This is a genomic window from Novosphingobium humi (genome assembly GCF_028607105.1).
GTDB lineage: Bacteria > Pseudomonadota > Alphaproteobacteria > Sphingomonadales > Sphingomonadaceae > Novosphingobium > Novosphingobium humi.
Map to the genome: position 1 here is coordinate 1476557 of NZ_CP117417.1, position 25354 is coordinate 1501910.

Consider the following 25354-nt stretch of genomic DNA (forward strand, 5'->3'; position numbering starts at 1 on the left):
AGGCGCATCGATGGCTCTTGCACCCGCTGCGTTTCGCGGCGCGAAATTTGCCGTGGTCGAAAACCAGTCAGCGGGCGGGCGCCGCGTGGCGCTGCACCAGTACCCCGGCAAGGAAGTGCCCTGGGCCGAGGATATGGGGCGCGAAGCGCGCCGCTTTCGCCTGCATGGTTTCGTGCTGGACGGTTCGGTCAAGCTGGGCGGGCTGAGCGTATCCATGCAGCGCGCCGCACTGCTGGCGGCCTGCGACAAGCCCGGATCGGGAACGCTGGATCATCCCACATTGGGAAAGATCACGGTGGCCCTGCTGCGATGGACGATCGGGGAGGGCCTCGATGCCGCGAACTATTCCGAAGTCGAGATCGAGGCAGTCGAGACCGGGCAGCAGGAATTTCCCGCCGTTTCATCGACGGCGGCGACAAACCTGCAAAAGCAGGTGGGCACGGTTCAGTTCACGCGTCCGCTGACCCCAGCGGGAGGCCGCTTGCGCAAGGCGCTGATCAGCTTTGCAAAGTCGACGGTGCTGGCCCTGATTTCCGGCAAGCCTATCGGGATTTCCAGCCTCTTGGCCTCTGCCACCGGACTGCTCAGCGTTGCCGGCATCCGCACCGATCTGGTCGGGCGCATCGCGGGTTGGGCGTCGCGCGTCCTCTGGTATGCCAACGACGCCACGGCGCTCTATCGCATTGCCGCCGGATTGCTGGCGTCAGACGGTTCGACCTATGGTCGCTATGCCTTGGGGGCGAACAGCGGCCTTACCGCCACCAATCAAAGCGCCTATGCCGATGACCAGACGATCGCCGGATTGACGTCGGATGCGTCGGTTCTTCGGCAGGAGGTGAAGGACCGGGCCGCTGCAGCATCGGCGCTGGCGGCTTCGGTCGATCTTGCCGACATCACCGATCTGGCCACGGCCGTCACCGACATGATCGATGCCCTGCTCGACTGCTGCGCCGATCCGGCGGATGCTATCCGAATCCTGCTCAGCCTGATCGCCACCACACTCTCGGGCGCCAGCACCAGCATCACGACCCTGGTCGACCTGATGGTGTGTCAGGCCGCGGCCGCCGCTTTGACCGATGCGGTATCGCGTTATCAGCCCTCGAGCACGGATGACGCCGCCGCTCGCATTGCCCAGATTGCTCCCGTGCTGGATGGCCTTGCCCTGCAGGCGGCGGATGCCGGGGCCGATGATATCCATGCGGCGCTGCGTGATTGCCGGGCCGCGATTGTGGCCATGCTGCGCGATGCCGCTGCAACGGCGGCGGATTTGCGGGCCTATGCCTTTGGGCAGCCGCTGCCTGCGCTGCTGATCGCCCAGCAGATCTATGGCGATGCGACGCGGGCGGATCAGTTGGTGGGGCAGGTCAATCCGATCCACCCGCTGTTCTTCCCGCTTGCCTTTGAGGCCTTGGCATTGTGAGCGATATCGTCGTCATCGCAAAGCCCAAAGCGGCGCTGAACGAACTGATTCTGATCGCCAATGGCCTTGAGTTTCAGGGGTGGGAGGAGATCGAGGTCACCTTGCGTGCCGAGGGTTTTCCGCCCTCGTTCCGCGTGCGCGCCAGCGTGAGCGGGACCCTTGCCGTCAAGGAGGGCGATCCTTGCACCGTTCGGCTGGGATCGGACACCGTGATCACCGGCTATATCGACTTCATCCGCGATTATGGCGACGCCTCGAACCATTCGTTCGAGATCTCGGGGCGCGGCAAAACGCAGGATCTGGTCGATTGCGGCGCGGAATGGCCGTCGCACCAGATGATCAACGGCAATGCGCTCACGGTATCGAAGCAACTGGCGGCGGCATACGGGATCAGTGTCGTGCTGGCGGGCGGATCCTCGGCAGGCCCGACCATCCCGCAATGGGCGCTCAATTATGGCGATACCGCTGCTGCAATTGTCCAGCGAGTGGCCCGAAATGCGGGACTTCTGGCGTATGAGGATCACCTGGGGAGACTTGTTCTGGCCGGCGCCGGGACAAGTCAGGCCTCCAGCGGGATCGCATGGGGCGTCAATGTCGAACAATGGTCCGTGGAACGCAGCATGGATCAGCGGTTTTCCGACTATGTCGTTACCAGCGTGACCGCCGATACACAGGGGGCGGTCGGGGGAAGCGATTTCACATATCTGAGGAAAGACCCGGGCGTTCCCCGTCACCGGCTCACCTATCTGATGACCGAATATATGGCCGAAAATCCTCAGGATTTTACGGCCAAGCGGGCCGATTGGGAGGCAGCGCGGCGGGCCGGGAGGTCCAATGTGGTGACTGCTGTGGTCGACAGCTGGCGCGACGACGGCGATGCGCTCTGGTCGCCTAACACACTTATCCCCGTGACCTTGCCGGGCGTAAAATCAGGCCAAAGCTGGATTATTGCCGAGGTCACGTATCGCCGCGACAATCAGCACGGAACAACCGCCCAGATCACCGCCATGCCGCCCAGTGCCTTCACGCCGGAGCCAATCACGCTGGTTCCGGTCAATACGGCGGCGCTCAACCCAACCAATCCGGGGAATGGCCAATGATGCGCGGTTTTGAGAACATCGCTGGCATCGGATCGGTGAGCGGCGCGGACGATACCGGCGAAGTGCAGAAGCTGCAGGTGACCGAGAAGGCCGCGGGATCCGGGTTCATGGCCCGCGTCCTGGACAAGGTTTCTCGGCTCTTCGCCTTTGGCTTTACAAGTGTGCCGCCGCTCGGTTCCGAAGTGCTGATGTTGCGCCTTGGTGGGGATCGCAATTGCTCGATCGCGATATCGACCGATCACCGGGCATCGCGGCCCAAAGGGCTGCAGCCCGGCGACAGCGCCATGTACGACGTGCGCGGCATCATTATCAAAATGACGTCCGACGGATTGGAGATCAGCGCGGCGGGCCTGCCGATCGTCATCCATAATGCCAGCAAGCTCACGCTCGATGTTCCGGAAGTCGAGTGCACCGGAACCTTAAAGGCTGCCGGCGAAATCACTGCTTTGACGGGTGCCAATGAAGTTGCGTTGGGCGCGCTTCGCGATACCTATAACGGCCACGACCACGGCGGCATCGTGCGTGGGAGCGCCAGAAGTGACAAACCGGTGCCTCTTGCATGACCGATATCATCACGGGGTGGAACAATGCCACGGGCGAGGCCGATTGGGTTTTCCAGCCTGTCATGCCGCGCATTTGGACCGATGAAACCAACGCGCCGATCGTCGATGAAAATGGCCTGCTGGTCGGGGCCGTTGTCGATGACACCAATACGCTGGAATTCATCAACGATCTGACGACCTCGGTCCTGATCAGCCTCTTTACGGATGCACCGGCCGGGGATGACGACGTTCTGCCGGACGGCACGACCTTGCGCCGCGGCTGGTGGGCCGATGCTACGCTCGGATCCAAACTTTGGCTGCTTGAACGGTCCAAGGCGCTGCCTTCTGTGGCGCAGCAGGTGGGGCAATATGCCGCGTCTGCGCTTGGGTGGCTGATCGCGGATCAGATCGCGATCGAGGTTGATGCTGCGGCGCAATGGCTCAGTCCGACCATGCTGGCGCTGACGATCACCATCACGCGCGGATCGGCGCGACCGATCTCGATCCGCTTCGCCAATCTCTGGGATTTCCTCTGATATGCCTCAAGCGCGGCCAACCTTATCGACCCTGCGCGATCAGGTGCAGAGCGACATCGATGCCGATCTGCCCGGCCTGGACACGCTGCTGCGCTATGCCAATTTGCGGGCATTGGGCGCCGCGGCGGCCGGGCTGGCCGACGGCCTCTACGGCTATCTCGATTACGCTGCCCGACAGACTGTTCCCTTCACGGCCCGCGATGAATTTCTGGCCGGTTGGGGGGCGCTCAAGGGCGTGTATATCAAACCCGCCACCAAGAGCGGCGCAGGACAGACGTCCTTTTCGGTGAACGGTCCGGCGACCATTCCGGCAGGCACGGAATTGACGCGTGGCGACGGCACCAGCTTTGTCACCACGGCCGATGCCGCATCGGTGGGGGCAATCATCACGGTGAATACACAGGCGGCTGTAGCGGGCGCGGCAGGCAATACCGATGTGGGCGCCGCGATGTTTCTTGCCTCCGGCATCACCAATGTGAATCTCGAGGGGACGGTCACAACGGCGCTGACCGGCGGAGCCGATATCGAGAACGAGGATGAATTCCTGGCGCGCGTCCTGAGCGCTTATCAGGCCACGCCCGCAGGCGGTTCGCCCAGCGACTATGAAAACTGGGCGCTCGAGGTGCCGGGGGTGACCCGCGCCTGGTGTGTGCCGCGCGGCTATGGTGTGGGGACCGTCGTCGTCCTGTTCATGATGGATGATGTCCGTTCGGCCGAAGGGGGATTTCCCCAAGGTACATCGGGGCTTGCCGCATCTGACAATCGCGATGTCACGGCAACCGGGGACCAGCTCGTCCTGGCGAACTATCTGGCCACGCTTCAGCCCGCCGACCCGCGCGTTTATGCCATGGCCCCCATTGCCAATTCCGTGAACTTCACGATCGCCGGTCTGGGGGGCTCGCCCTCAACGTCAACGCAAAGCGCAATCAGCGCCGCGCTGGCCGCTGCCCTGACCACGTATGGGGTGGTCAACGGCACCACCCATTTTGACAAGATCAATGCCGCCCTTGCTTCGGTGTCCGCCGCATCAGGGGCAGTGATTACGGGCATGACCTGCACGGCGGGCAGCATTGCGCCCGGCCCGATCGGCAACGTCGTCTCGAACACATTCGCCCTGCCTGAACTGGGCACTGTGAGCTATGTGTAATGGGCCGCACCGCAGACGATTATGCCGGCGCTCTCGCGCGGCTGATGCCGCAGGGAAGGGCATGGCGCTTTAATCCCGGATCAAGGCAGGCTCAGCTGCTGCTGGCCCTCGCGCGAGGGTTCGCCCGCATAGACAGCGAGGTCGATACCTTGCTGTCGGCTTATTTGCCGGGCGATAATCCCAGTCTTCTGGCGGAATGGGAGGCAACCCTTGGTCTGGATCCGGCAAGCCTGACCGTTGAGCAGCGACAGGCAAGGATCCGCGCGCGCTTTGTTGTCGGCAGCGGGCCCAGTCTGCCTTTTATAACCGCGGTTGCCCAACAGCTGGGGTTTGGGATTTCGATCACACGTTACGCGCCTGCGCGCGCTGGTGTGCTGACCGCAGGCGCCGCCGTTTACGGCGAGGCCTGGTGTCCGGTCATCGGCATTACGGTTGAGGCTGACTCCGGCGTCAATGACCCGGCCGACCTGATCGCGACCCTTCAGCCCTATTCGGCGCACATCCTCTTTATCCTCCTGTCCTGACGAGGGATCATCATGTTCCGCATCGATACCGCCACGGCGGCACCGTCTCTGGCGGCGCCGGCCGCTGCCGGCGCGCCCGGCTACTTTACCGAGGGCGATCCCTTATCCGGAACCCCGGCGACGACGGTTTCGGCCGATTTCCTCAATATGGTGCAAGAGGAATTGATGGCCGTGGTTGTTGCGGGCGGCGTCAGCCCGAGCAAGGCAGTCCGCAATCAGGTTCTGACCGCGCTGCAGACGCTGTTTCCCTCGATCGCGGCCATTTTCGGCGTCGGCCAATCGTATCGTGACCTGACGACGGCAACCGGAACTTTGGCGCGCGCCGTCAACACGACCTATACCAACTCCACCGGCCGGATGATCGAAGTCCAGGTTGCGATGACCGCCTCCGCCCCAGGCTGGTACACCTGGACCGTTGACGGTCTCACGATGTGGGGCGCGGGTACCTACGGCACGACCAATGGCGGCACGGTCGTGTTCAAAGTGCCCGCCGGCAAGACCTATTCAGTCGGCTGCACCAACGGATCGCCGACACTGGTCCAATGGGTGGAGCTGCGCTGATGGCCCAGATCCCCACCTATCCCCCTGCGGTCCTTCCGCTGAGCGGAGGGGATGCCTTCCCCCTGTGGCAAAACGGGCGGCAGGTGAACGCGACGTTTGCCACGCTGACCGATCAGATTGGCGGCCAGGCTATTGCCGAGGCGACAAGCAACGCGGCCTTGCTGGCAAGCGGGGCAAGTGTTGCTGCAGCCATCCAGAACACGCTGTCCACCACCCCTTCGGCGCTGCCCTATGAGGTGACAGCGATCACGCTGGGTTCGGCCGGGTCAGGCGCGACGGTTTCGGGCGAATTTGCGTTGACCATTTCCGGAGGGCCTCCGGGGCACAGCGCCTTCATCACCGTATCGGGCGGCTCGATCATTTCGGCGCGGATCGGCAATCGCGGGATCTCGACCAGCAACACCGCGCCTACCTATACACTGCCTACCATTGCCGGCTTGACCGGGGCTACCCCGCCTACGGCAACAGTGGGGACGATCCAGCCCGGGCGCATGTTCTATGCGCCAACGGCGGATGGTCTGAGCATTGGTGCTTGGGGCAACAATGCAGGTGTGCTGGCCACGGCGCCTTTTGGCGGGGCGCAATTGACCGTGCCTCTCGCGGCACTTTTCAATTCGATTTTCGACACATCCAGCAACCGCTATCTGCGTGGTTCGCTGATCGTCGGGGGCGTGATGGACAGCGCCGGTCGGATGGCCCTTGCATGGGGGCCGGACGGCACGCTGTTCGCCAAATTCGCCATCGCCCTGGGCGCGGCTTCCAACGGCCTGTCCTTTGTGCAGGATGCGGGCGGGATCTACCGGCTCCAGCTCGGCACGGTGGCGGGGCAATTGCCGATCGGCTCCGGCGGTGATGTGATCGACACCACCACGCCGCGCTATTGGTTCGGTCAGCAAGTGCTCTGGGCCGTTGCAGGCAGCGCCAATGGCGGCGGCGCGGTGGTCACCGCCGATGGCACCTTTCACGCCAAGCTGGCCATCGATCTGGCGGTTGGCAATGGCCTCTCCTTTGCCCGTTCGGCCACCACCGGGCGCTATGCGCTCAAATTCGGTACGGTCGAGGGGCAATTGCCGCTGGGCAGCGGCGGCGATGTGATCGACACCTCGGCCACGCGCTATTACGCCGGGGAGCAGGTTCTCAATGCCATCCTCGACAGCAACAGTCGTGCGGCGTTGATCATCACCAAATCGGGCAAGGCCTATATCCCTGGCCTGCAATCCAGTTCGGCGCTCTCCACCACTCTGCTATACATGGGCGGCGACAGTCTTATCGACGGCTCTGGAGCATCCAACTCCGCCACCACGAGCCTGACGCCGCGCATCGCCTACTACCTTGGCTGCGGCGCGTCCTGGCTGGGCGTGCCCGGCAGCTATTCCCATGCCATCGCCGACCGCGAAACCAGCATCCAACTGACGCTGTCGGGCAATGTCCTGCCCGCAAACGGAACCGCTACAGTCTCCGGCTTTCGCAGCCAATCCGCGCTCTATGCCACCTCGGACAACACCGGCGACGGCACCAACGCCTATTGGACCTATCAGCCGCTCTCCAGCCCGGCCACCAACCGCACCATTGCGCGCCAGATCGCGATCCTTGGCGTCAAGGGCACGCTGACCCGCACGGCCAGCGGCGGCCCGGCCTCGACCAGCGAGGCCTATACCTTCACCTATCCCGCCATGCCCGCCGCGATTCCCCTGCCGGGGCCGGTGGTGGCCGCTGCCATCCCGCCCGCCGGGTCGAATGTGTTCTACGGCGTGTGGCTCGGCACCAATGACCGCAACCTCTACAATCAGTGGACCGCTGCCGCCACGCGCTGGATGAATGCGCATGTCGGGCGGCGGCGCTTTGTCATCGGCCCGCTCAACTCGACCAGCGAGAGCAATGCCTCCGGCAACTGGGGCAACGTGCGCGCCGGGATGGCGATCCTGACCGCCGCCTTTGAGCATGTGATCGACGCGCAATCCGAACTGGTGCGCTGGGGCCTGCTGGCGGCGGGTCTGACACCCACCAGTCAGGATCTGACCGACATGGCGGCGGGCAAGATCAGCACCCAGCTTTCGGCGGACGGGCTGCACCTGAATGACGCAGGCTATGACGCGCTGGCCCAGATCGTCGCCTGCCACTTCCTGCGCTGGGGCTGGGTCACCACCGCCCAGCTTGCCGCCATCCCCACCCTTTGGGCCTCGTGGAGCGCCTGATCCCTGAAAGGATTACCCCATGGTTTCTGTCATCCAACGGCTGTCCAGCGCCTTCACCGACACCACGCTGCCCAAGCTCTACCGCGATCCGATCATGAACGCGGGCACGCTGGCGCTGTTCGACTTCCTGAATGCCTATTGTAACCCGAACCCCGACGGCGCGCTGGCCAGCGGGGCGACGTTCAACAATCTGGTTGAAGGCTCGGCCATCGGCGCCACCCTCAACGCTTCGGGCAATGTCAGCAATCTGACCGGCAAGGCGGGCCTTTCGCTGAGCGGCGCGGCGGGCGGCACGGCCAAGCTGCTGACCTTTGGTGCGGCGGGCGCGTTCGATGACGCGGTGCTCAAGCACCACTTCCTCTACACGCTCTGGCTCAAGACACCCGCCGCTTCTCCGGCCAGCGGTTACACGCCGCTGCTCTCGCTCTCACCCTCCGGCGCGGGGAACGGCAACAACGCTCAGATGTGGTCTGACACCGGCAGCGACGGCTACACCGTCCGGTTCCAGCAGGGCACCGGCTCGAGTACCACCAACAGCCAGCGCGCGGCCACCGCCAACAACGCGGTAGCGCAAGTCGGCTACCGCATGAACCCCGGCAATGGCGAATATGAGCTGTTCTATAACGGCGCTTCGGTCACCGGAACCTTGACCGGCGGCCCCACCAGCCCGCTCAGTGCGGCGGCCATGACGCTCGCCATTGGCGGCGGCTACAAGGGCACGATCTACCGCGTGGGTATCGAGGACCTGACCGTTTCGGGTCTGACCGCCGCCGCGCAGGTCGCCGCCGATTACGCGGCCAACAGCGCCCGGTTTGTCTGATGAGCGGGCCCACTCACGGCGACCTTGCGCGGGATTTCGGGCGCATGGAAGCAACACAGGAAGCGATGATGGACCGCATGGATAGCCTCGACATGTCGATGCGCGAGGGCTTCAGGGGCGTCAATCAGCGCCTCGATGCGACGATGGCGGCGTTTGAATCAGGCCAGACTGCGCAGAATAACCGTCTGGATGCGCTCGAAAGCACCCGCGATCAGGCCCATGGCGCGGGCAAAACCCTGATGTGGCTGCTGAGCGGCGGGGCAGGGACCACCGTCGTTCTTTGGATGACCAACCTGATTCACTTCGGAGGCAAGTGACGGTTAGCCTCAATCCCCCCACTGAAATCCATCCAAACCTCTGCAGCGCATCATCAACCGATGTGCCCTTCATCTGTGTCGACCCTTGAACATTTTGGCCGCAAGCCAGCCTGCTGATCGGAGCCTGTTATGCCCACAATCCCACCCGATATCATCGCGGCCGCGCGCGCATCGCAGGCCAAATGGAAAATCCCGGCCAGCATCAGTCTGGCCCAATGGGCGCTGGAAAGCGCCTGGGGCAAATCTGTCAGCGGCAAGAACAACTATGGCGGCATCACCGCCAAGGTCAGCGGGGCCAGCTTCCCCCATGTGCCCGGAACGCCGCTGGAGCCTGCCACGCTCTGCTGGACGCGCGAAGTCGTCAATGGGCAGAGCGTGCGGTGCCAGCGCTATTTCAAGGATTACGCCAGCGCAGAGGACTATTTCGACGCCCACGGCAAGCTGCTGGCCACCGGCAAGCCCTATGCCAAGGCGCGCGCGCTGCTGCCTGATCCCAACGCCTTCGCCGACGCCCTGACTGGCGTTTACGCCACCGATCCGAAATATGGGTCCACGCTCAAGGCCATCATGCGCGGGTCCAACCTTTATCAGCATAATTTGCCTTTGGCTTAAAGGGTAAGTGCATGAACTGGCTCAAACAGGCGCTGACCGGGCGCGATAACCAGACTTTCGCCTTTGCGCGTCTCATCGGCTTTGCTGTGATGATCGTCTTTGGCTTTGGCCTGCCGATGTATGCGATTGTCACCATTCGGGATAACGCGATGGACGTCGGTGAGTGGCTCCAGATCTGGTCTGCGCTGCCGGTCTATCTCAGCCTGATCATCGGCGCCGTGGGCATGCTGATCGCCGGCACTGCCTTTACCGAACCTCACGGGACACCCCGTGACAAGGCTGCCCCGCCGCCTGATCAGCCCTGAGGGCCGTTTCGCCCGCAACCTCCTCTCAAATCTCCCGGAGAAATATCATGAAAGCAATCCGCCTTCTGGTGGTGGCGCTGGCGCTTGTCCTCAATCTGGCGGGCAACGCCATGGCCACGGTTACCCTGCCTCAGGTCAACAATGCGGGCGGCGCCAAAGTGCCCGCGCAGGGCGCTGTGCTGATCGGATCGGACGGCAATGAGATCGGCAATTCGGCCAATCCTGTGCAAATGGCGACGCTTGGCGGCGTTGGTTACCTCGACAGCACGGCCGCGCTGGGCGGCGGCGCGACCTTTACGGGCGTGGATCGACCGACGACGGGCCTGACATTCGCGACCAGGTTCAAGGCTCGGGTCATCACCGATCAGACCGGGACGCTCTACATTGACCAGTCGATCGACGGAGGCAGCACCTATCGGGTGGTTTCGACGACGGCCGTGACGGCCGGGACGGTCGCCAATGCTTCGGTCGATATCACCGGCCCTTATGGCGCCGGCACCACCTTCCGGGTCCGTTACGTCAACGGCGCGACCCCCCAGACCTATCTCAATCTGTCTTCTGCCTTTGCCGGGGCGTAATGCGATGACTGTCATCCACGCCACCATTGTCGAAAGCATCGACAGCGAGGCCGGGAAGCAGCCCGGCGCCATTGAACTGCGCGAACTGGATGGCGAGGTGAAGGGCATCGCGTTTCGGTGCCCTTGCGGCTGCGGCTATCAAAGCTGGCTTCCCGTACAACGCGAGGAGCGCGGCTGGGCATGGGACGGCAACCGCGATGCGCCCACGCTCACGCCCTCGATCCTGCAATCCGGCCTGCCCTGCAAATGGCATGGCTATCTGACCGCCGGGGAGTTCCGCTCATGCTAGGCCTTGCTGCAATCTGGGACGCCATCAGGGCATTCGGCATCTGGCAGCGCATCGGCGCCGGGCTGAAATGGATCTTCGCCAGCCCGGTGCGTCTCTGCCTGATCCTTGCCGTGGCCATGGCGGCGGTCGCCTATGCAGAGCATCGCAGCGCGGCGACCTGGCGCCAGCGCACGATCGATGTCGTGGCCCAGCTCAGGCGCGAGCGCAGCGCCGCGCAGGCCGCCAAACTGGCCTATGAGGCCCAATCCCGAAAGGAGGCGCAAAATGCCGACACGAACCACACGACGCTGGCCGCAGGCGGCGATGGCCGCTTTGCCGATTATGCTGCTGGCCACGGGTTGCCACCAAGCGCCCCCGCCCATCGCGGCCCCGGTGCCCCGGACAACGGTCCCGCAATTCCTGAAAACCCCACCCCCGACGCCATCATGGCGGATATCTCCCGCGTCTGGATCACCCGTTCGGACTGGCTGACCTGTGACGCGGATTGGGCCTATGCGCAGGCGGCGCATGATTGGGGGCGCAAGCTGGACGGCGATCAGGCGAACTGAGTTGGGTCGCCATCTACGCATCCTAGGGATAGATTAAGGGATGACTTGGCACGATACCCTAAGCTGGCAGTTTCTTGAGTGACGCTTCAAGCTCGTTTCGGATGGCCACCAGCTCTGCAATTTGCTCTTCCAATTGAGCGATGTAGTAATCTGAATTGATCGGGGGATAGTCAGTCTTACCGCAAGGCAGGAATGCTCTCAGGCGCCTTATGGCTGCAAATGATTTTTGACATGGGGCAACATGCTTAAGCGATTCGTAATCTCCCATAATTTCTGATAACTCATATGTACTAAGGCCAGTATAATAATACTCTTTGTCTTTTTCTGATGTTTTACGAAAATTATCGAGATGTTCTTTTGCTTCTGGTATGGCAACATCAAGTCTAAAAATGATCTTCAATAGTGGTTGGTTATATTCCTCAATGCGCATGGCCTCGACGCGCCTTTCAGCTTCTCGATTAGCCTCCCGAATCCTTTCAGCCGCATCCTTCTCTGCCTTTTCGGCTCTCCTATTCGCCTGATGGGCAATTCGTAATGAAACAATAATTGCTATAATTCCGCTCACGGCTTGGGCGATGGAGGCGTCCGCGCCTGCCCAAGCCGCCTTGACCTGCTCAATTGCCGTCGGATCTAATGCCACTGCTACTTATCCTTTTTCAGCCGAAAACAGGGGAGCCTTCGCTCGGTTGACGATCAGCCAAACTGAGTAGGATCGCCGCCCTTGCTCCATGGCACGGATGTCCGCACAATCTTCACCGCATCATCATTGAGCGGATGGTCGAAGCGGCCAAGGTGTTTCAGCGGGGCGGTCAGCCATGTATCCCAATCGGCCTCGTGGATGATGACCGGGCATCGATCATGGATCGCCATCATGTCAGGCGCGGCATCGGTCATCACGCCGGTATAGGATGGCCCCCATTCGGTTTTCTCTGCCCAGAGGCCGGCCCACGCGAATATCGGGTTCACCTTTTGCGATATCCATGTGGTGGTCATGCTGCCATATTCGCCCTCGGCCTCGGCAAAGCGCGTCAGCGGGATAAGGCAGCGATTGTGCGGGTATTCGGCCCAACGGCGCCAATAGCTGCCCAGCTTGTCAAAACGGGCATTGTTGACCGGCTTGGGCTTGAGAGGCTTGCCGTTTTTGCCGCGCAGCACCACCGGAAAGCCCCAGGTGGCCTGCTCAAGCACATATTCTCCATGCGCAGACCGGATCACAACGCCGAGCTGGCCCGGATGCACGATCGATGGGCCGTCATTGAAGGTGGCAAGCTTCTTGGCGTTGAAGAAGCGCCGGATGCTCTCGGTTTCACCGGGCTGATACCTGTTGCACATGCGCCAGATCTGATCCTCAAGCGCGTGCAGGTCAACAAGATGTCCCGCCTCTTTCGCGCGATCGAGCCGCATCGAGGCGTCCTGATGCGAAAACCCTGCGGCCACCAGCCACGCATGCACCATCGTGGTCAATCTCAGTTGGCGCGTATAGCCGATGCACCCATTGGCCGCCTCGGGATCATGGCGGCCCAATTCTTGCCAGAATTCCTTGGCCTGCCAATCCTTCGCTATGCCGACATGCACCAGCCAGGCCAGCGCAAGGCGCACGCCTATAGCGCGCTCGATGGGCGTCTGCATGGCTTGCCCATAGGTTTCCTCGATCAGGCTTAGCGACAGGGATGTAAGAGTGGTGGGCGAGGACATTTTTAGGCCTTGCCCGCCTCTCGGGCGGCGATGAACCGGGCCATGTCATTCAGGTCGATAATGGGGATGGCAACCATCCCCTCTAGCGCCTCGGACACGGTTACCGCATGGGTTTCCAGCCATGCGCCAAGGCGTTCCCGGTCGGCTCCATCCTCAATCAGTTTGTTCAGTTGCGCGGCCAGTTCCACGACGATTCTCCTTCGCCCCATATGTGAACGAAAGGGGAACATTGCGCAATGATTCGGATCGGCCGGTCGATCTGTGGCCCTTTTGGCTTGTGCAATTGTGGGGTATCGATGGGGGTATCAAGCCTTTTTACCAAAGCTGGAAAATGGCAGATTTCCGCTCAGTTCGACGAAGGGCGCGGCGGATGAGTTATCCGCCGCGCAATTAGATCTCCCAGTCTCTCGCGATCGGACAAATCTCCCAATTGAACGAAATACCGCTGGAGTGATGCTTTTCGACGCCACAGCGCGCTGATCCCGAGCACCCCAAGAAATGACGGGTTAGCGGTAGGCCAGCGCCGTGCCGGTGTATGTTCGTACTGATCGTCACGGTGGTACCCACCACCGGACAGTCAAAATCTGATCGTGAAATTTGTGACATAAGCCCCCCCCTTAGGAAACCCGTTTACATGCTTACCCCTGCCGCCGTAAAGGCCGCGCAGCCTATGCCGCGCGCCTATAAGCTGTTCGACACGAACGGCCTGTTTCTGTTTATCACTCCGAGCGGCCGCAAAAGCTGGCGGGTGAAATATCGCCTGAATGGCAAGGAGCAGTTGGCCGTGCTGGGCCAATATCCCGCCATATCCTTGCCCGAGGCGCGCGCGCAGCGCGACGGGCTGAAGGAGCGGATCAAGGCTGGCGGAGAGGCCGCGCAGATCCGCAAGCCGATGACCTTTGCCGAGCTGGCCCGCGCATGGCATGAGGACCGCAAGGGGCGCTGGTCAGAACAGCACGCGGCGGACGTGATGGGCAATCTGGAGCGCGATGCGTTCCCGGTATTGGGCGAGATCCCGATCGGCGCCATTGATGAGCCGATGGTGCTCGATCTGCTCGAGGCAGTGGAGAGCAGGGGGCGTCTGGCCACGGCCAAACGGTTTCGTCAGCGGATATCTTCGATCTTTGCGTTCGGCATCGCGCGCAAGCATTGCGCCAATGATCCGGCAGCCATCCTTGGGCGTGAGCTTCAGCCGGCGCGGCCGGCGCGGTCGCATCCCGCGCTGCTGACGGTGGAGGGCTGTCGCCAGTTGCTGGTCGACTGCGAAACGGTTGGCGCACGGCGCCTGGTCAAGCTTGCCTCGCGCTTTCTGGCATTGACCGCGGTGCGTCTCAATGCCGTGCGCGGCATGTGTTGGGGCGAGGTGGATCTCGACGCGGCGGAATGGCGCGTCCCGGCGACGCGGATGAAGCTGGCCAAGGTCAAAAAGGACGATGCCAATTACGACCATATCGTGCCGCTGAGCGCGCAGGCATTGCAGGTCCTGCGCGATGTACTGGCCGAGATCGGGCATGATACCCATTCTTTGCCCGCCGCCGAACAACTCGTGTTCGCGCGCGGCGCGGCACCGATCGGCGAGGGGGCCGTTCGCCAGCTTTACATCGATGCCGGATATGGCGGTCGCCATGTGCCGCACGGCTGGCGCGCGTCCTTCAGCACGATCCTCAACGAAACGATGAAGACGGAAAGCGACATCATCGAGATCGCGCTGGCCCACACGCGCAAGGACAAGGTGAAGGCGGCCTATGACCGGGCCGAGCATATGGCCCGGCGCCGGGCGTTGTTTGATCGGTGGGGGGAGATGATAGGTTGAGCGATAGAGCTGTTACCGGAGAATGGGAAGCAGGCCGCGATGAGTTCGATTCGGAACTTTCAGACCGTTCTCTTCAAGGTGCTTAAGTATCTTTGGTTCAAGAAATGGCGCCCAACCACCGTGATTTGCATTATAGCAGGTTGTGCAAACTTCGAAGTTATATGGCCTGATATGCACTCCATCGTATTGATGTGGTCCAAATGCAAAATTCTTTCCGCACATAAAACAAGAGTACATAATCAGGGCGTGATCTTCTTTTTGCATTGCTATATCCCCGAGGTGGAATGGTTTTGAATGCGTTGGGCGCCGCTCCACGTATTGGAGGGGCGCCCAAAATCACTTTTTCTTAGTAGGTGGCTTTGCCGGTTTGGATCGCTTTATCGTTTCGACTACCGCGCCTTTTTTATTCTGTTGTGCTTTTTTTACAGTAATGAATCTGCCCGTACCCGCATCACGTCCAATTTTCATAAGAACCTCCAAGGATTTATGAGGCCTTCAATTGCCGCCGCAAGGGCCCCGGCTGCAGATAATTCTGCAGCCGGGGAATAGGTGTTACTCGTCGTCGACCAGCCAGCAGAACGCACGCTTGCCATATTGGCGAGCATAAACACGCGTTCCATCAGGCAGGGTCTTCCACGGGCGACACACCCACCGCTTCCCACGGGGAGGTGGCGACATGAAAGCCTCCAATGATGGCGGCCCGATGATCTTTGCGTCCGGAAACTCTTTGTGCTAATGCACAAGCTGCTAAGCCGAGCTTTGGATCGCGCACCTACACAGGGGCCGTGGTTCTGAGCAGGAAAATCGAAGGGGTCCAGATTACCAGTCTGGGCCCCTTTATTCATCAAGCAGCCTCCCGCTCTGCTTCAACCCACCGATGGTCATGATCATGATCATGGGTAAAGCGAACAGGCCTGTCCGGCCCCTCATCGAGATCTTCCAAATTCGTAGGCATCTCAAGAATGAGCTTTGCGAAATTTTCTGCATCACTGGTAGCTAAAAGGGTGATGATCCTAAGCAACCGATCTTCTGGACCAGGAATACATACCTTATCCTTTTCCCACCGAGCGACGGTTTGCACTCCGGTGCCAAGTTGGTGAGCCAATTCGCCCTGAGTCAGATCGATAGCTCGACGAATAAATTTGATTTCTCGGCCAGTCAGCGACTTACGAAAACGAACGAGATGAAGCGCAATTGCCTTGTGCAGGCCTTCAGGGTCTTCAATCTGAAGCACCTCCTCACCATTCCTCCGAATGACGTGAAAACCGTCGACCAGCCAAATATTTTCTAGACCGCAAGTGTCGTAAAGACGAGGTTGGCCAGCGTATCCGCTTCCGCGAACGCAAAATAGTTCCTTGATCATGGCTTGTGATCCCATCGGATATCCTCGACGAATAACCTCCCTTCACTAACAGTAATTTGAATGATTCCGCCTGGGTTGAAGCCTTTGAGGTTGAAATTCACAATACATCGCAATTCTCCCTTTGAATTACCCGGACTAGATGGTCCCTGCAGTTCGCATCGCTTCAGCGCCCGAATGACCAGAATATCGCTGATGTCGTCACGCTTCATGGCTCGACGACCTTCAGCAAGAAACAGGACACTGCCAGCTTCAGCGGCGGCTCGAACGCGGTCCTGCACGCCCTCAAAGGGAAGGCATAACTGGACAACGGAGTTCGTTCCTGACTGCATAATGCCTATCATAATGATAGGTTCCCTTATCTGAGTCAAGCAAACATTAACTAGTTTTGTTAAGCATGTGGAAGCTCTGGTGAGGACTTTGGCCCCATAAGGGCATTTTTTGGGTCGGGTAGCTTCTGTAGCGTTTTTCAGATTTGTCCGTTGGCCAGCGGTAATGCGCCCTTCAACAACCGATTCAAAAGATTCCCCGCGCGTGGAGCGGGGGTAACCGGGCTGCAACCCGGCCACCGACGAGTGCCATTCTCGCCACGATAAAGCCCGCCCTGCGCCTGCATTGCAGACGGGGGCTCTCTGGAACACCAATCCCCATGGAAACCCTAAACCACGTATCCCCAATTTCCCCTGCCGCCGGCTATCAGGGCGGCAAACGCAACCTTGCGCGGCGTATCTGCGCCATGATCGAGCGCACGCCCCACAACGCCTATGCGGAGCCATTCGTGGGCATGGGCGGGATCTTCCTGCGCCGCGCCGCTCGGCCGAAGGTCGAGGTCATCAATGATATCAGCGGCGACGTTGCCACGTTCTTTCGCGTCCTTCAGGAGCATTACCCCTATTTCATTGATATGCTGCGCTGGCGCGTTGCCGGGCGGGCAGAATTCGACCGCCTTTGCGCGTTGCCGCCTGATCGCCTGACGGACCTCCAGCGCGCAGCGCGGTTCCTGTATCTCCAGCGGCTGGCATTCGGGGGCAAGGTCAGCGGGCGGACCTTTGGGGTAAGCCATCAGACCAGCGGACGTTTCAACATCTCCAAGCTGGAGCCCATGCTTGCCGACATACATGAGCGGCTGGCAGGGGTGGTGATTGAGCAACTGCCCTTCGACCGCTTCATCGATCGATATGACCGCGCAGGCATGCTCTTCTATCTCGATCCGCCCTATTGGGCCTGCGAGGCCGATTATGGCGCCGACGTCTTCCGCCGCGAGGATTTTGCCCGGCTGGCCGACCAGCTTGGTCACGCGCGCGGCAAGTTCCTGTTGAGCCTCAATGATCGGCCGGAGGTGCGCGAGTGCTTCGCCGCCTTTCAGATCCAGTCGATCGAGACGACCTATACCATCGCCGGAGCGGCGGGAGCCAAGCGTGTCGGCGAGGTTTTGATCAGCAACTTTGCCCCATAAACCAGCAAAACCCCACCGCTGGGACTGCGGTTCGGATCTGGCACGGATCTCGCACCCTTCCCCCCTGGGAAGCCCCGGAGCCGCGCAAGCGGCTCCGTTCGCCGGTGCGTCCGGCGGTCCCTGTCCTTGATCGGCTAGCTATCGGGTGGCGCTTTATCGTCCAAAAAAGCATTGAGGCGATCTTAGATCGCCCAATTCCTCATTGGATCAGTATGATCCCACGGTTTCTCCGGCTCTGGAGGATTCGCGTTCCTGCCTATCGAGAGCCGCTGCAATCGAAGCAAAGCTCTCTCCGGTGAGCTTATCCCCTGCCCAGAAGTCGCGGTGGAACCGGCTGGCAGAGACCTGCGCGATAAGCGCCTCGAGATCCTTGCCCGCTTGTTCGCGCCGCCATTGCTCACAGTCAGGTGTATGCGCGTCGCCGATGAGACGGTTCACATAGTCCTGAAATTCAACCGGAATGGTGAGGATATAGGCGTTGGGGATCTGCACCACCTGCGGCCCTGCCTCCCCCTTGTTGTCGGTCTTCCTGCTGCGCCGGATCCATTTCAGGAAGCCGTGATCGCGCAAGCGCGCCAATGCATTGTGGACCGCTGAATAGCTGTATCCGGTCCGTTCGGCGATGGTGTTGATCGCGGGCTCCAGCCGCCCGGTCGCGTAATCGACCAGACCATATAGGGTTTCGAGTACGGCGATCCCGATCTCGCCCAGGGCGCCATTGCGCGCGCCGGGAGTTTTGGCCTTCCGTTGGATGCGGGTGCGCCGATCCAGCGCGCGGGCAGCCTTCAGAATCGCGCCGGCAAGGCGCGAGGCGCCCTTGCGGGTGCCGCGTTGGCGACCGATGCCAATAGGTCGCCAGATCCGGTCCTCGAGCTGGCCCTCATAATAGCTGTTGCGCCAGACCGGCTGGCCTGAGCGGGGCGAAGATCCGTTGGCCGCTTCGCGTGCATTAAGAGCTGCGCCAAGCGCGCCGACGATCGAGAGGGCTTTGTCGCCAAACGAGGCCGTCATGCGCGGCCTCCTGCGGCGTTCAACTGCGCAGAGTGAGCGTCACCAGTTCGGCAGGAGTGGGAAGGTCGGCGCAAAGCATATCGGCCCATTCCTGAGCCAATTCGCGTCGGCGTTCCATATAGGCTGCGCGGTTGTAGATCGGTTCGACCCCCGGTTGCTGATGCGCCAGCATGAGATCGATGATGGTGCGATCTGGCGAGGCATCGGTATGACCGGCCGCGCGCCAGATCCTTTCGGCCCTTTCGTTCATGATGGTGGAAAAGGTGGATCGCCACCCGTGAGGCACATGTCTGCCGGAATAGCCCAAATCCCGATAGCGTTTTGATATTGTGGCGTCGGTGATGGGCGTCGCAACGCTGCGGGTGTTGTGGAAAAGGAAGGAGCCGCGTGTCAGCCGGATCGCCAGCTTGACAATTTCCACTGCCTGGACAGGCAGCGGCACGATAAAGTCGTAATCCTTCTGCTTGCGCTGCTGGACCCCGAGTTTCATCTTGGCTGCGGGAATGCGCCAGATCGGTGTTGTGCCATCGAGATCTTCGAATTCGTGGGCTTCGGCATGACGCAATGCCTCCGAGCGCACCGCCGTGATGGCCATCAGCCGTGATGCCAACTTGGTTTGAGGCCAGCCCGCCATATTCGCGTCGGCCAACAATAGCTCGCGCGCTTCCTCGATCTTGCTGAGGGCAGGGTAGTTGCCCTTCGGAATGGGCCGCAGGGCGTTGCGCATCAATCCGGCCGGATCTGTTTCCGCCAATCCGGAAGCGATCGCGAAGACGAAAATATCCGACATTCGCTGCCGGATGCGGTGCGCCTGATCGAAGGCCCGGCGTTCCTCGATCGGGTTGAGCACCTGAAGAATGTGTGCCGGGGCGATTTTGACGATCGGCAGGTGCCCGATGACCGGAAAGACGTCGTTTTCCAGACTGCGCATGACCCGGTCGGCATGATTTTCCGACACCAGGTCCTTGCGCTTGCGATGCCAAAGCTGGGCGATGGCCTTGAAGGTGTCCGCAGCCTGTTGCTTCTTGATTCGGGAAGGGTCGAAGCCGTTGGTCAGCGCTTTCGCCGCTTCGTCCCGAATCGTTCTGGCTTGCGATAGCGAAACGTCCGGGTAAGGTCCGATCGTCAGCACCTTTTCCCGGCCACCAATTCGGTACTTCCAGCGCCATGAGCGATGGCCGGAAACTGCGACATACAGATAGAGGCTGAAGGCATCGCTCAGCTTGTACGGCTTCTCCGCTGCCTTGGCCGCACGACATTTCGCATCGGTAAGAATCGGATACCCCCAACCCTCGGCCAATATACCCCCGCGCATACCCCCTGAAGTCAGGGAATGATATGGCACAGTGTGCAACCGAATGGCACAACCATTGAGAGTAAAAACAGCGATTTGCAAGGAGGTTTGGCGCCATCTGATCTTGCGTGGCAAGAGGAGATGGTGCCTGGGGACGGGATCGAACCGCCGACACCGTGATTTTCAGTCACGTGCTCTACCAACTGAGCTACCCAGGCATTACCAATTTTTTTCACCGTTTAGGAGAGGATGTTGTCATCGCCTCGCCGCCGGTGGAGGGGCCTATGGCTAACCGGATCACTCTTGGCAAGCCAAAAAAACACATTCCATGAAACTTATTTGTCATCCTCCCCATTTGCTGGGCTTCCGGGCAGGGCATAGCCATCCGAGAGCCACTGCATCAGGTCGCGATCGCGGCAACGGGTTGAGCAAAAGGGCTTATGTGATTCGCTGCGGGGCTTGCCGCAGACCGGACATTTGCGTGTTTGTTGGGTCATGATGCCACCGCCTGCGCGAATCCTCCGTCCAGCGCAAGACCCGCATCCTCTTGAAACTCCAGCCGCCGCCCGCTGCGCCGGGCCAGTTCCTCGCGCCATGCGGGCGTGATGGCCGCCAGCACAGACGGATGCCCGCGCAGCAGCAGCGTCCCTGCCTCCGCAACCCTTTCGGCCCGGCGCAGCAACAGGCGCGCCGCCGCGCCCGCCCGCGCATGGGTCAGCCGCGCCAGCAGGGAAGGACGCTCCATCCGCGCCACAATCTGGACAAAGCCAAAGCCGTTCATCGCCGTGCGCTCATGGGCCCAGTCTTGCAGACCCTGCGCCAGCACGGCGTCCACCGCTTGCCGCTCGGCCTTGGCCTCCACCGTGGGGAAGTCGATGCCGATCGAGCCGCCCAGATCCATCCGCTGGATCGTGGCCGCCACCGCCTCGGCCGCCGCCACGGCCAGCGCGGCAGCGGGCAGGGCGCCATCAACATCGATCACCGTCATCGCGGGCGTGGGCGACAGCACCAGCGCTCCGCCGGAAAAGGCGACCGCGCCGCTCCATGCCTCGCCCCACACATCCTCCCACACACCGGCGGGGAATTGGCGCACCACGCGCGCATCGGGCAGGATATCGGCAAGGCGTGGGGCAGGGCGCAGCGGCGCATCACACGGGCGCGACTGGGCCAATTTATAGCGGCCGGTTTCGGCCATGGCGCTGCGCAGGATCTCTACGCGGATCGGCGCGCCCTCGCTCGCCTCGCGCGGCAGACGGTCAACCAATGCCTCTTCGCCACTCTTCAGGCGCAATATGCCTCGGCGCGATCCTGCGGCACGGCGGATCAGGATCGCGTCCTCAACCTGCCCCGGTGCGGCGCGTCCGGGCCAGTCGATCTTGGCGGCCACCACTTCCGAGCCATCGAGCAGCACCGCGCGATCCTCGCCGATGCCTTGCTCGATCAACCACATCGGCGCTTAATCCAGAGGATAGGAGGCGGCGCGCAGCAGCGCCCGCGTTTCATACAAAGGCAGGCCGATCACGCCCGAATGGCTGCCCGACAGACGCCGGATCAACGCTTCGGCCCGGCCCTGGATGGCATAGCCGCCCGCCTTGCCCAGCCCTTCGCCGCTGGCGATATAGGCCTCGATTTCCTGATCGGTCAGGTTCTTGAAGATCACCAGCGTCTCGACCTGCTTGACGCGCTCGCGCCCCGCCGTGTCGATCACGCAGACCGAGGAGATGCACATCTGCCGCCGCCCGGAAATCGCGCGCAACATTTCGCGCTGCAATTCCACCGTATCGGCCGGGGGCAAAACCCGCCGCCCCAGCGCCACCGATGTGTCGCCCGCGATCACGATCTCGCCCGGCGCACGGTCGACGGCGCGTGCCTTTTCCACCGCAAGGCGGCGGGCATAGGCACGCGGCAATTCGCCTTTAAGCGGCGTTTCGTCAATGTCGGGGCTGGCGATACGGTCAGGCACAATGCCCAGACGCGCCAACAGGTCCCGCCGCCGGGGCGAGGACGAGGCCAGCACCAGAAGCGGTTTGCCGGCCTGATCGGTCATAGCCATCGCTGGGGTCCAGCCGGGCGCTTAATAAGCGCCGGGGCCGCCGCGACCGGGCATGAAGCGATAGGTGATACGACCCTTGGTCAGGTCATAGGGGGTCAGCTCGACCAGCACCTCGTCGCCCACCAGCACGCGGATGCGGTTCTTGCGCATCTTGCCTGCGGTGTGGCCGAGGATCTCGTGATCGTTCTCCAGCCGCACGCGGAACATCGCGTTGGGCAGCAGTTCGACCACCTGGCCGCGCATTTCGAGCAGTTCTTCTTTCGCCATCCGTAAACTTCGGTTCTCTAATAAGAGGGGAGATTGGCGCGCGCCATAGACGCAGATACGGCAAAAGGAAAGCCAAACTCGCTTGGTCTATATCCAGATGTGCCGGTAAGGCCCGAAAATGTAGCGCGGATGCGACAATATGTTACCTTGCCGCGCTTGCGAACAGACGGTCCAAACGGCATCCGCATAGCCCTGACAGTCATACCAATCATAAGGTTCTGTCTCAGGGAGTATCCGTTTTGCGCAAGTTTGCCCGCAATTTCACCCCCCGGTTTGCCTTTGTGCCGGTGTCGCTGGTTTGGGTGATGGCGTCCGGCGGGGCGGTATCGGCCCAAACCCAATCGGCGCCTGTTGCCGCAGAGGCCGCGCCGCTGGCCGCCGATGCGCCGGTGGCCGAAGCCGCCGCCGAGGGCGCATCCGACGATGCCGCCGCCGAGAGCAAGAGCAGCGCCGTGCCGGTGGCCCGCGGGCGCGAGATCGTGGTTGTGGCCGACCGCATCAAGGGGCAGGTCGAGGCGCCCCAGCCCCCCGTGGCGGTGTTCGACGAGGAAGATATTGCCGCCTATGGCGCAACCACGGTGGACGATCTGATCACCGCCATCTCGCCGCAAACGGGCAGCGGGCGCGGGCGGGGGGCTTCCGGCCCGGTCATTCTGGTCAACGGTCAGCGCATCACCAATTTCCGCGAAATGATGAATTACCCGCCGGAATCGATCCGCCGGGTCGAGGTTCTGCCCGAAGAGGTCGCGCTGCGCTATGGCTACAGCGCAGATCAACGGGTGGTGAACATCATCCTGAAAGACCACTATCAGGCCCGCACGGTCGAGGCCGAACTGGCCCTGTCCGACAGCATCGGCGCCAATACGCTTAAAGGCATGGCCTCGGTGCTGAAAATCGACAAGGGGCGGCGGATGAACCTGACCGCCAAGGCCGACCGCACCAATCCGGTCACCGAGGCGCAGGCCAAAATACTTCAGGCGGCGGGCACTGTGCCTTCTGTTTCGACCGACCCCAGCCCGGCGGCGAACCGCACCGTCGTTTCCAATACCAAGGACTATTCGCTCAACGGCACCTATACCGCGCCCATCGGCAAGGATGGTCTGGGCGGTAATATGACGTTCAACGCACTGGCCTCGCGCGCGGACGTGACGGGGCTGGCGGGTCTGAACACCTATTCGCCCGGCACCGATATGCTGCGCACCTTTGACGGGGCGCTGACGCGGCGCACGTTGACCGATACCTATTCGGCCGGGGCGGGCTTGAACAAGCGCCTGCTCGACTGGAACCTGTCGGCCACCACCGACATCAGCCACATTGACGCCACCACCACCACGGCCAATCGCGTCACCGACAATGCACTGCTGGCCGCCGCTCTGGCCAGCGGCATCGCGCCCAGCGGCGGATTTACCACCGCCAGAAGCAAGACCGACACGGTTACCACGCTGGTCACGCTGAGCGGGCGTCCTGTCGCCCTGCCTGCGGGCAAAGTGGCCGTGACGGTCAAGGGCGGCTTCAATTACACCGCGCTGGCCGCCAGCAGCAACAGCCTGTTGAGCGCTGCCTCGAACCTCAAGCGGGGCGATGCCTCGCTGGGCGTCAATCTGGGCATTCCCCTGACCAGCCGCCGCGAGCATGTTGGCGAGGCGCTGGGGGATATCACGCTCAACCTGTCCGCCTCGGCCGATCACCTGTCCGATTTTGGCGAACTGGTCGATTGGAGCGCGGGCCTGACGTGGAATGTCACCGACAAGCTGGGTTTTCAGGCCAGCTATCTTTATGATGAAGCCGCGCCTTCGCTCTCGAACCTCGGCTCGCCGCTGGTGGCCACCTATAATGTGTCGGTCTATGATTTTGTGAAGAGCCAGACCGTGCTGGCCACGGTCATCACCGGGGGCAATCCGGCGCTGGTGCGCGAACATCGCAATGACATCAAGCTGGGCATGAACTGGACCCCGCCGATCCTTAAGGGCGCGTCCAATCTGGTGGTGGAATATTTCAACAACCGGTCGAACAATGTCACGACCGCCTTTCCCACCACGCTGACCACGGCGATCGAGGCGGCCTATCCGGGGCGCGTAACGCGCGACCCCACCACGGGGGCCATTACCCAGATCGACCGGCGCGCGATCACTCTGGCCGAAACGAATGACGAGCATATCCGCTGGGGCTTCAACATCGGCGGCAATCTGGGCAAACCGATCCGGTCGCAGGGGCGCGGGCCTACGGGCATGTTCGGCGGCGGCCCACCGCCGGGCGGTGGGCGTCCGGGCGGGGCCGGCGGTCCGGGCGGTCCGCCTCCGGGCGGCGGCATGGGCGGCCCCCCTCCGGGGCGCGGCGGCCCTGGCGGCCCTCCGGGCGGCGGGCGCGGGGCGCGCTATGAAGGGCGCTGGAACCTCTCGCTTTATCACACCGTCTATTTCGTCAACCGCGTTCAGGTCGCGGCCAGCGGGCCTTCGCTTGATCTCCTCGGCGGCGATGCGCTGTCGGGCGGGGGGACGGCGCGCCATTCGCTGGAGGGCGAGGGCGGCTTCTTCTTCAAGGGCATCGGCCTGCGCATGAACGGCACATGGACCGCGCCCACCCATGTCAACGGCAGCGGCGCGCCCGGTTCGACCGATCTGCGCTTTGGCTCGCTCTTCAAGTTGAACACCCGCCTGTTCTTCGATCTGGGGCAGCAGAAGCGGCTGGTGAAGGAAACGCCCTTCTTCAAGGATGCGCGTTTCAGCATCGGGGCCAAGAACATCTTCAACCAGCGCCAGCGCGTGACCGACAGCAATGGCAACACCCCGCTGTCCTATCAGCCGCTTTATATGGACGCGCAGGGGCGGGTCATCGAGGTGGAATTCCGCAAGATGTTCTGATGAACATTGCAAAAGCCGGGGGAGAGGTGCGCGCCGCCTCTCCCCTTTTT

The 25354-nt window shown here is 62.0% G+C and carries 29 protein-coding genes and 1 tRNA gene; 18 read left to right on the plus strand and 12 right to left on the minus strand.

The genetic code is table 11. The features are described from left to right. Window positions 1–10 precede the first annotated feature (10 nt). The 15 genes from PQ457_RS06835 to PQ457_RS06905 all read left to right on the plus strand — a co-directional run bounded on the left by PQ457_RS06835 (window position 11) and on the right by PQ457_RS06905 (window position 11494). A complete protein-coding gene (locus tag PQ457_RS06835) occupies window positions 11–1420 on the plus strand; it encodes a DNA circularization N-terminal domain-containing protein (protein WP_273618983.1) in 1410 nt (469 codons plus the stop codon). Continuing rightward, on the plus strand, window positions 1417–2520 hold the full coding sequence (locus tag PQ457_RS06840) for a phage baseplate assembly protein (RefSeq protein WP_273618984.1): 1104 nt from the start codon (window positions 1417–1419) through the stop codon (window positions 2518–2520). Before PQ457_RS06835 ends, PQ457_RS06840 begins: the two co-directional genes overlap by 4 nt. Further along, window positions 2517–3083: a phage baseplate assembly protein domain-containing protein gene (locus PQ457_RS06845; protein WP_273618985.1), complete on the plus strand. Its 567-nt coding sequence runs from the start codon at window positions 2517–2519 to the stop codon at window positions 3081–3083. The genes PQ457_RS06840 and PQ457_RS06845 overlap by 4 nt, the downstream gene beginning before the upstream one ends. After that, complete coding sequence (locus PQ457_RS06850; protein WP_273618986.1) at window positions 3080–3598, plus strand: phage GP46 family protein; 519 nt, start codon at window positions 3080–3082, stop codon at window positions 3596–3598. Before PQ457_RS06845 ends, PQ457_RS06850 begins: the two co-directional genes overlap by 4 nt. 1 nt (window position 3599) lies before the next feature. After that, window positions 3600–4745 carry a baseplate J/gp47 family protein gene (locus PQ457_RS06855; protein WP_273618987.1) on the plus strand — a complete coding sequence of 382 codons (1146 nt, stop codon included), beginning with the start codon at window positions 3600–3602 and terminating at the stop codon, window positions 4743–4745. Continuing rightward, window positions 4745–5269, plus strand: a complete 525-nt coding sequence (locus tag PQ457_RS06860) for a putative phage tail protein (RefSeq protein WP_273618988.1) — start codon at window positions 4745–4747, stop codon at window positions 5267–5269. Before PQ457_RS06855 ends, PQ457_RS06860 begins: the two co-directional genes overlap by 1 nt. A 12-nt stretch (window positions 5270–5281) precedes the next feature. After that, window positions 5282–5830, plus strand: coding sequence for a hypothetical protein (locus PQ457_RS06865; protein WP_273618989.1), 549 nt, complete (start codon window positions 5282–5284; stop codon window positions 5828–5830). Next, a complete protein-coding gene (locus tag PQ457_RS06870; RefSeq protein WP_273618990.1) occupies window positions 5830–8025 on the plus strand; it encodes a hypothetical protein in 2196 nt (731 codons plus the stop codon). Before PQ457_RS06865 ends, PQ457_RS06870 begins: the two co-directional genes overlap by 1 nt. 19 nt (window positions 8026–8044) lie before the next feature. Beyond that, the gene (locus PQ457_RS06875) at window positions 8045–8845 is read left to right on the plus strand and encodes a hypothetical protein (protein WP_273618991.1); all 801 of its coding nucleotides are present in this window, start codon (window positions 8045–8047) and stop codon (window positions 8843–8845) included. A gap of 65 nt (window positions 8846–8910) precedes the next feature. Beyond that, entirely contained in the window at window positions 8911–9162 is a 252-nt protein-coding gene (locus PQ457_RS06880) for a hypothetical protein (RefSeq protein ID WP_273618992.1), read from the plus strand. Window positions 9163–9291: 129 nt separating this feature from the next. Next, window positions 9292–9774 (plus strand): glycoside hydrolase family 73 protein, encoded by a 483-nt coding sequence (locus PQ457_RS06885; RefSeq protein WP_273618993.1) that lies wholly within the window; start codon window positions 9292–9294, stop codon window positions 9772–9774. Between the two features lie 11 nt (window positions 9775–9785). Next, complete coding sequence (locus PQ457_RS06890) at window positions 9786–10079, plus strand: hypothetical protein (RefSeq protein ID WP_273618994.1); 294 nt, start codon at window positions 9786–9788, stop codon at window positions 10077–10079. Window positions 10080–10126: 47 nt separating this feature from the next. Then, window positions 10127–10657 carry a hypothetical protein gene (locus PQ457_RS06895; protein WP_273618995.1) on the plus strand — a complete coding sequence of 177 codons (531 nt, stop codon included), beginning with the start codon at window positions 10127–10129 and terminating at the stop codon, window positions 10655–10657. Between the two features lie 4 nt (window positions 10658–10661). After that, window positions 10662–10946 carry a ubiquitination-like system serine protease family protein gene (locus PQ457_RS06900; RefSeq protein ID WP_273618996.1) on the plus strand — a complete coding sequence of 95 codons (285 nt, stop codon included), beginning with the start codon at window positions 10662–10664 and terminating at the stop codon, window positions 10944–10946. Further along, window positions 10940–11494, plus strand: a complete 555-nt coding sequence (locus tag PQ457_RS06905) for a hypothetical protein (protein ID WP_273618997.1) — start codon at window positions 10940–10942, stop codon at window positions 11492–11494. The genes PQ457_RS06900 and PQ457_RS06905 overlap by 7 nt, the downstream gene beginning before the upstream one ends. A gap of 58 nt (window positions 11495–11552) precedes the next feature. Here PQ457_RS06905 and PQ457_RS06910 read toward each other — a convergent pair whose 3' ends face one another. The 3 genes from PQ457_RS06910 to PQ457_RS06920 are packed head-to-tail and all read right to left on the minus strand — an operon-like array spanning window position 11553 to window position 13377. Next, a complete protein-coding gene (locus tag PQ457_RS06910) occupies window positions 11553–12134 on the minus strand; it encodes a hypothetical protein (protein ID WP_273618998.1) in 582 nt (193 codons plus the stop codon). A gap of 53 nt (window positions 12135–12187) precedes the next feature. Then, a complete protein-coding gene (locus PQ457_RS06915) occupies window positions 12188–13189 on the minus strand; it encodes an SOS response-associated peptidase (RefSeq protein WP_273618999.1) in 1002 nt (333 codons plus the stop codon). 2 nt (window positions 13190–13191) lie between these two features. After that, window positions 13192–13377, minus strand: coding sequence for a hypothetical protein (locus tag PQ457_RS06920; protein ID WP_273619000.1), 186 nt, complete (start codon window positions 13375–13377; stop codon window positions 13192–13194). A 446-nt stretch (window positions 13378–13823) separates the two neighbouring features. On the opposite strand from PQ457_RS06920, the gene PQ457_RS06925 reads away from it, so the two are divergent. After that, complete coding sequence (locus PQ457_RS06925) at window positions 13824–15002, plus strand: tyrosine-type recombinase/integrase (RefSeq protein ID WP_273619001.1); 1179 nt, start codon at window positions 13824–13826, stop codon at window positions 15000–15002. Window positions 15003–15846: 844 nt separating this feature from the next. On the opposite strand, the gene PQ457_RS06930 is transcribed toward PQ457_RS06925, so the two are convergent. Both PQ457_RS06930 and PQ457_RS06935 read right to left on the minus strand, forming a co-directional pair. Next, on the minus strand, window positions 15847–16365 hold the full coding sequence (locus tag PQ457_RS06930) for a helix-turn-helix domain-containing protein (protein ID WP_273619002.1): 519 nt from the start codon (window positions 16363–16365) through the stop codon (window positions 15847–15849). After that, window positions 16362–16706 carry a hypothetical protein gene (locus tag PQ457_RS06935; protein WP_273619003.1) on the minus strand — a complete coding sequence of 115 codons (345 nt, stop codon included), beginning with the start codon at window positions 16704–16706 and terminating at the stop codon, window positions 16362–16364. Before PQ457_RS06935 ends, PQ457_RS06930 begins: the two co-directional genes overlap by 4 nt. Window positions 16707–17011: 305 nt before the next feature. Between PQ457_RS06935 and PQ457_RS06940 the strand changes: the two genes are divergently transcribed. Further along, entirely contained in the window at window positions 17012–17818 is an 807-nt protein-coding gene (locus tag PQ457_RS06940) for a DNA adenine methylase (protein WP_273619004.1), read from the plus strand. Between the two features lie 207 nt (window positions 17819–18025). Here the strand turns inward: PQ457_RS06940 and PQ457_RS06945 are convergent, their stop codons facing one another. The 7 genes from PQ457_RS06945 to infA all read right to left on the minus strand — a co-directional run bounded on the left by PQ457_RS06945 (window position 18026) and on the right by infA (window position 22443). Then, window positions 18026–18829 carry a LexA family transcriptional regulator gene (locus PQ457_RS06945; protein ID WP_273619005.1) on the minus strand — a complete coding sequence of 268 codons (804 nt, stop codon included), beginning with the start codon at window positions 18827–18829 and terminating at the stop codon, window positions 18026–18028. Between the two features lie 19 nt (window positions 18830–18848). After that, window positions 18849–20129, minus strand: a complete 1281-nt coding sequence (locus PQ457_RS06950; RefSeq protein ID WP_273619006.1) for a tyrosine-type recombinase/integrase — start codon at window positions 20127–20129, stop codon at window positions 18849–18851. Between the two features lie 136 nt (window positions 20130–20265). Further along, window positions 20266–20341: transfer RNA gene (locus PQ457_RS06955), tRNA-Phe, on the minus strand. A gap of 117 nt (window positions 20342–20458) precedes the next feature. Further along, window positions 20459–20719 (minus strand): DNA gyrase inhibitor YacG, encoded by a 261-nt coding sequence (gene yacG, locus PQ457_RS22225; RefSeq protein ID WP_420540970.1) that lies wholly within the window; start codon window positions 20717–20719, stop codon window positions 20459–20461. Beyond that, window positions 20617–21573 (minus strand): ribonuclease E/G, encoded by a 957-nt coding sequence (locus tag PQ457_RS06965; protein WP_273619008.1) that lies wholly within the window; start codon window positions 21571–21573, stop codon window positions 20617–20619. The genes yacG and PQ457_RS06965 overlap by 103 nt, the downstream gene beginning before the upstream one ends. A 6-nt stretch (window positions 21574–21579) precedes the next feature. Continuing rightward, window positions 21580–22176, minus strand: coding sequence for a Maf family protein (locus PQ457_RS06970; protein WP_273619009.1), 597 nt, complete (start codon window positions 22174–22176; stop codon window positions 21580–21582). Window positions 22177–22197: 21 nt separating this feature from the next. Continuing rightward, entirely contained in the window at window positions 22198–22443 is a 246-nt protein-coding gene (infA, locus tag PQ457_RS06975) for a translation initiation factor IF-1 (RefSeq protein WP_273619010.1), read from the minus strand. Window positions 22444–22682: 239 nt separating this feature from the next. Here infA and PQ457_RS06980 point away from each other — a divergent pair, with 239 nt between their 5' ends. After that, complete coding sequence (locus PQ457_RS06980; protein WP_273619011.1) at window positions 22683–25304, plus strand: TonB-dependent receptor; 2622 nt, start codon at window positions 22683–22685, stop codon at window positions 25302–25304. The last annotated feature ends 50 nt before the right edge of the window (window positions 25305–25354 follow it).

What these genes read in the sequence shown, in the direction of transcription:
- PQ457_RS06945 (WP_273619005.1), bottom strand. Translation starts at nt 18,829, where the DNA reads ATGACGGCCTCGTTTGGCGACAAAGCCCTCTCGATCGTCGGCGCGCTT.
- PQ457_RS06875 (WP_273618991.1), top strand. Translation starts at nt 8,045, where the DNA reads ATGGTTTCTGTCATCCAACGGCTGTCCAGCGCCTTCACCGACACCACG.
- PQ457_RS06850 (WP_273618986.1), top strand. Translation starts at nt 3,080, where the DNA reads ATGACCGATATCATCACGGGGTGGAACAATGCCACGGGCGAGGCCGAT.
- PQ457_RS06930 (WP_273619002.1), bottom strand. Translation starts at nt 16,365, where the DNA reads ATGATCAAGGAACTATTTTGCGTTCGCGGAAGCGGATACGCTGGCCAA.
- PQ457_RS06860 (WP_273618988.1), top strand. Translation starts at nt 4,745, where the DNA reads ATGGGCCGCACCGCAGACGATTATGCCGGCGCTCTCGCGCGGCTGATG.
- PQ457_RS06925 (WP_273619001.1), top strand. Translation starts at nt 13,824, where the DNA reads ATGCTTACCCCTGCCGCCGTAAAGGCCGCGCAGCCTATGCCGCGCGCC.
- PQ457_RS06935 (WP_273619003.1), bottom strand. Translation starts at nt 16,706, where the DNA reads ATGATAGGCATTATGCAGTCAGGAACGAACTCCGTTGTCCAGTTATGC.
- PQ457_RS06885 (WP_273618993.1), top strand. Translation starts at nt 9,292, where the DNA reads ATGCCCACAATCCCACCCGATATCATCGCGGCCGCGCGCGCATCGCAG.
- infA (WP_273619010.1), bottom strand. Translation starts at nt 22,443, where the DNA reads ATGGCGAAAGAAGAACTGCTCGAAATGCGCGGCCAGGTGGTCGAACTG.
- PQ457_RS06880 (WP_273618992.1), top strand. Translation starts at nt 8,911, where the DNA reads ATGATGGACCGCATGGATAGCCTCGACATGTCGATGCGCGAGGGCTTC.
- PQ457_RS06895 (WP_273618995.1), top strand. Translation starts at nt 10,127, where the DNA reads ATGAAAGCAATCCGCCTTCTGGTGGTGGCGCTGGCGCTTGTCCTCAAT.
- PQ457_RS06845 (WP_273618985.1), top strand. Translation starts at nt 2,517, where the DNA reads ATGATGCGCGGTTTTGAGAACATCGCTGGCATCGGATCGGTGAGCGGC.
- PQ457_RS06855 (WP_273618987.1), top strand. Translation starts at nt 3,600, where the DNA reads ATGCCTCAAGCGCGGCCAACCTTATCGACCCTGCGCGATCAGGTGCAG.
- PQ457_RS06870 (WP_273618990.1), top strand. Translation starts at nt 5,830, where the DNA reads ATGGCCCAGATCCCCACCTATCCCCCTGCGGTCCTTCCGCTGAGCGGA.
- PQ457_RS06865 (WP_273618989.1), top strand. Translation starts at nt 5,282, where the DNA reads ATGTTCCGCATCGATACCGCCACGGCGGCACCGTCTCTGGCGGCGCCG.
- yacG (WP_420540970.1), bottom strand. Translation starts at nt 20,719, where the DNA reads ATGGCGCGAGGAACTGGCCCGGCGCAGCGGGCGGCGGCTGGAGTTTCA.
- PQ457_RS06970 (WP_273619009.1), bottom strand. Translation starts at nt 22,176, where the DNA reads ATGGCTATGACCGATCAGGCCGGCAAACCGCTTCTGGTGCTGGCCTCG.
- PQ457_RS06940 (WP_273619004.1), top strand. Translation starts at nt 17,012, where the DNA reads ATGGAAACCCTAAACCACGTATCCCCAATTTCCCCTGCCGCCGGCTAT.
- PQ457_RS06835 (WP_273618983.1), top strand. Translation starts at nt 11, where the DNA reads ATGGCTCTTGCACCCGCTGCGTTTCGCGGCGCGAAATTTGCCGTGGTC.
- PQ457_RS06965 (WP_273619008.1), bottom strand. Translation starts at nt 21,573, where the DNA reads ATGTGGTTGATCGAGCAAGGCATCGGCGAGGATCGCGCGGTGCTGCTC.
- PQ457_RS06890 (WP_273618994.1), top strand. Translation starts at nt 9,786, where the DNA reads ATGAACTGGCTCAAACAGGCGCTGACCGGGCGCGATAACCAGACTTTC.
- PQ457_RS06915 (WP_273618999.1), bottom strand. Translation starts at nt 13,189, where the DNA reads ATGTCCTCGCCCACCACTCTTACATCCCTGTCGCTAAGCCTGATCGAG.
- PQ457_RS06900 (WP_273618996.1), top strand. Translation starts at nt 10,662, where the DNA reads ATGACTGTCATCCACGCCACCATTGTCGAAAGCATCGACAGCGAGGCC.
- PQ457_RS06905 (WP_273618997.1), top strand. Translation starts at nt 10,940, where the DNA reads ATGCTAGGCCTTGCTGCAATCTGGGACGCCATCAGGGCATTCGGCATC.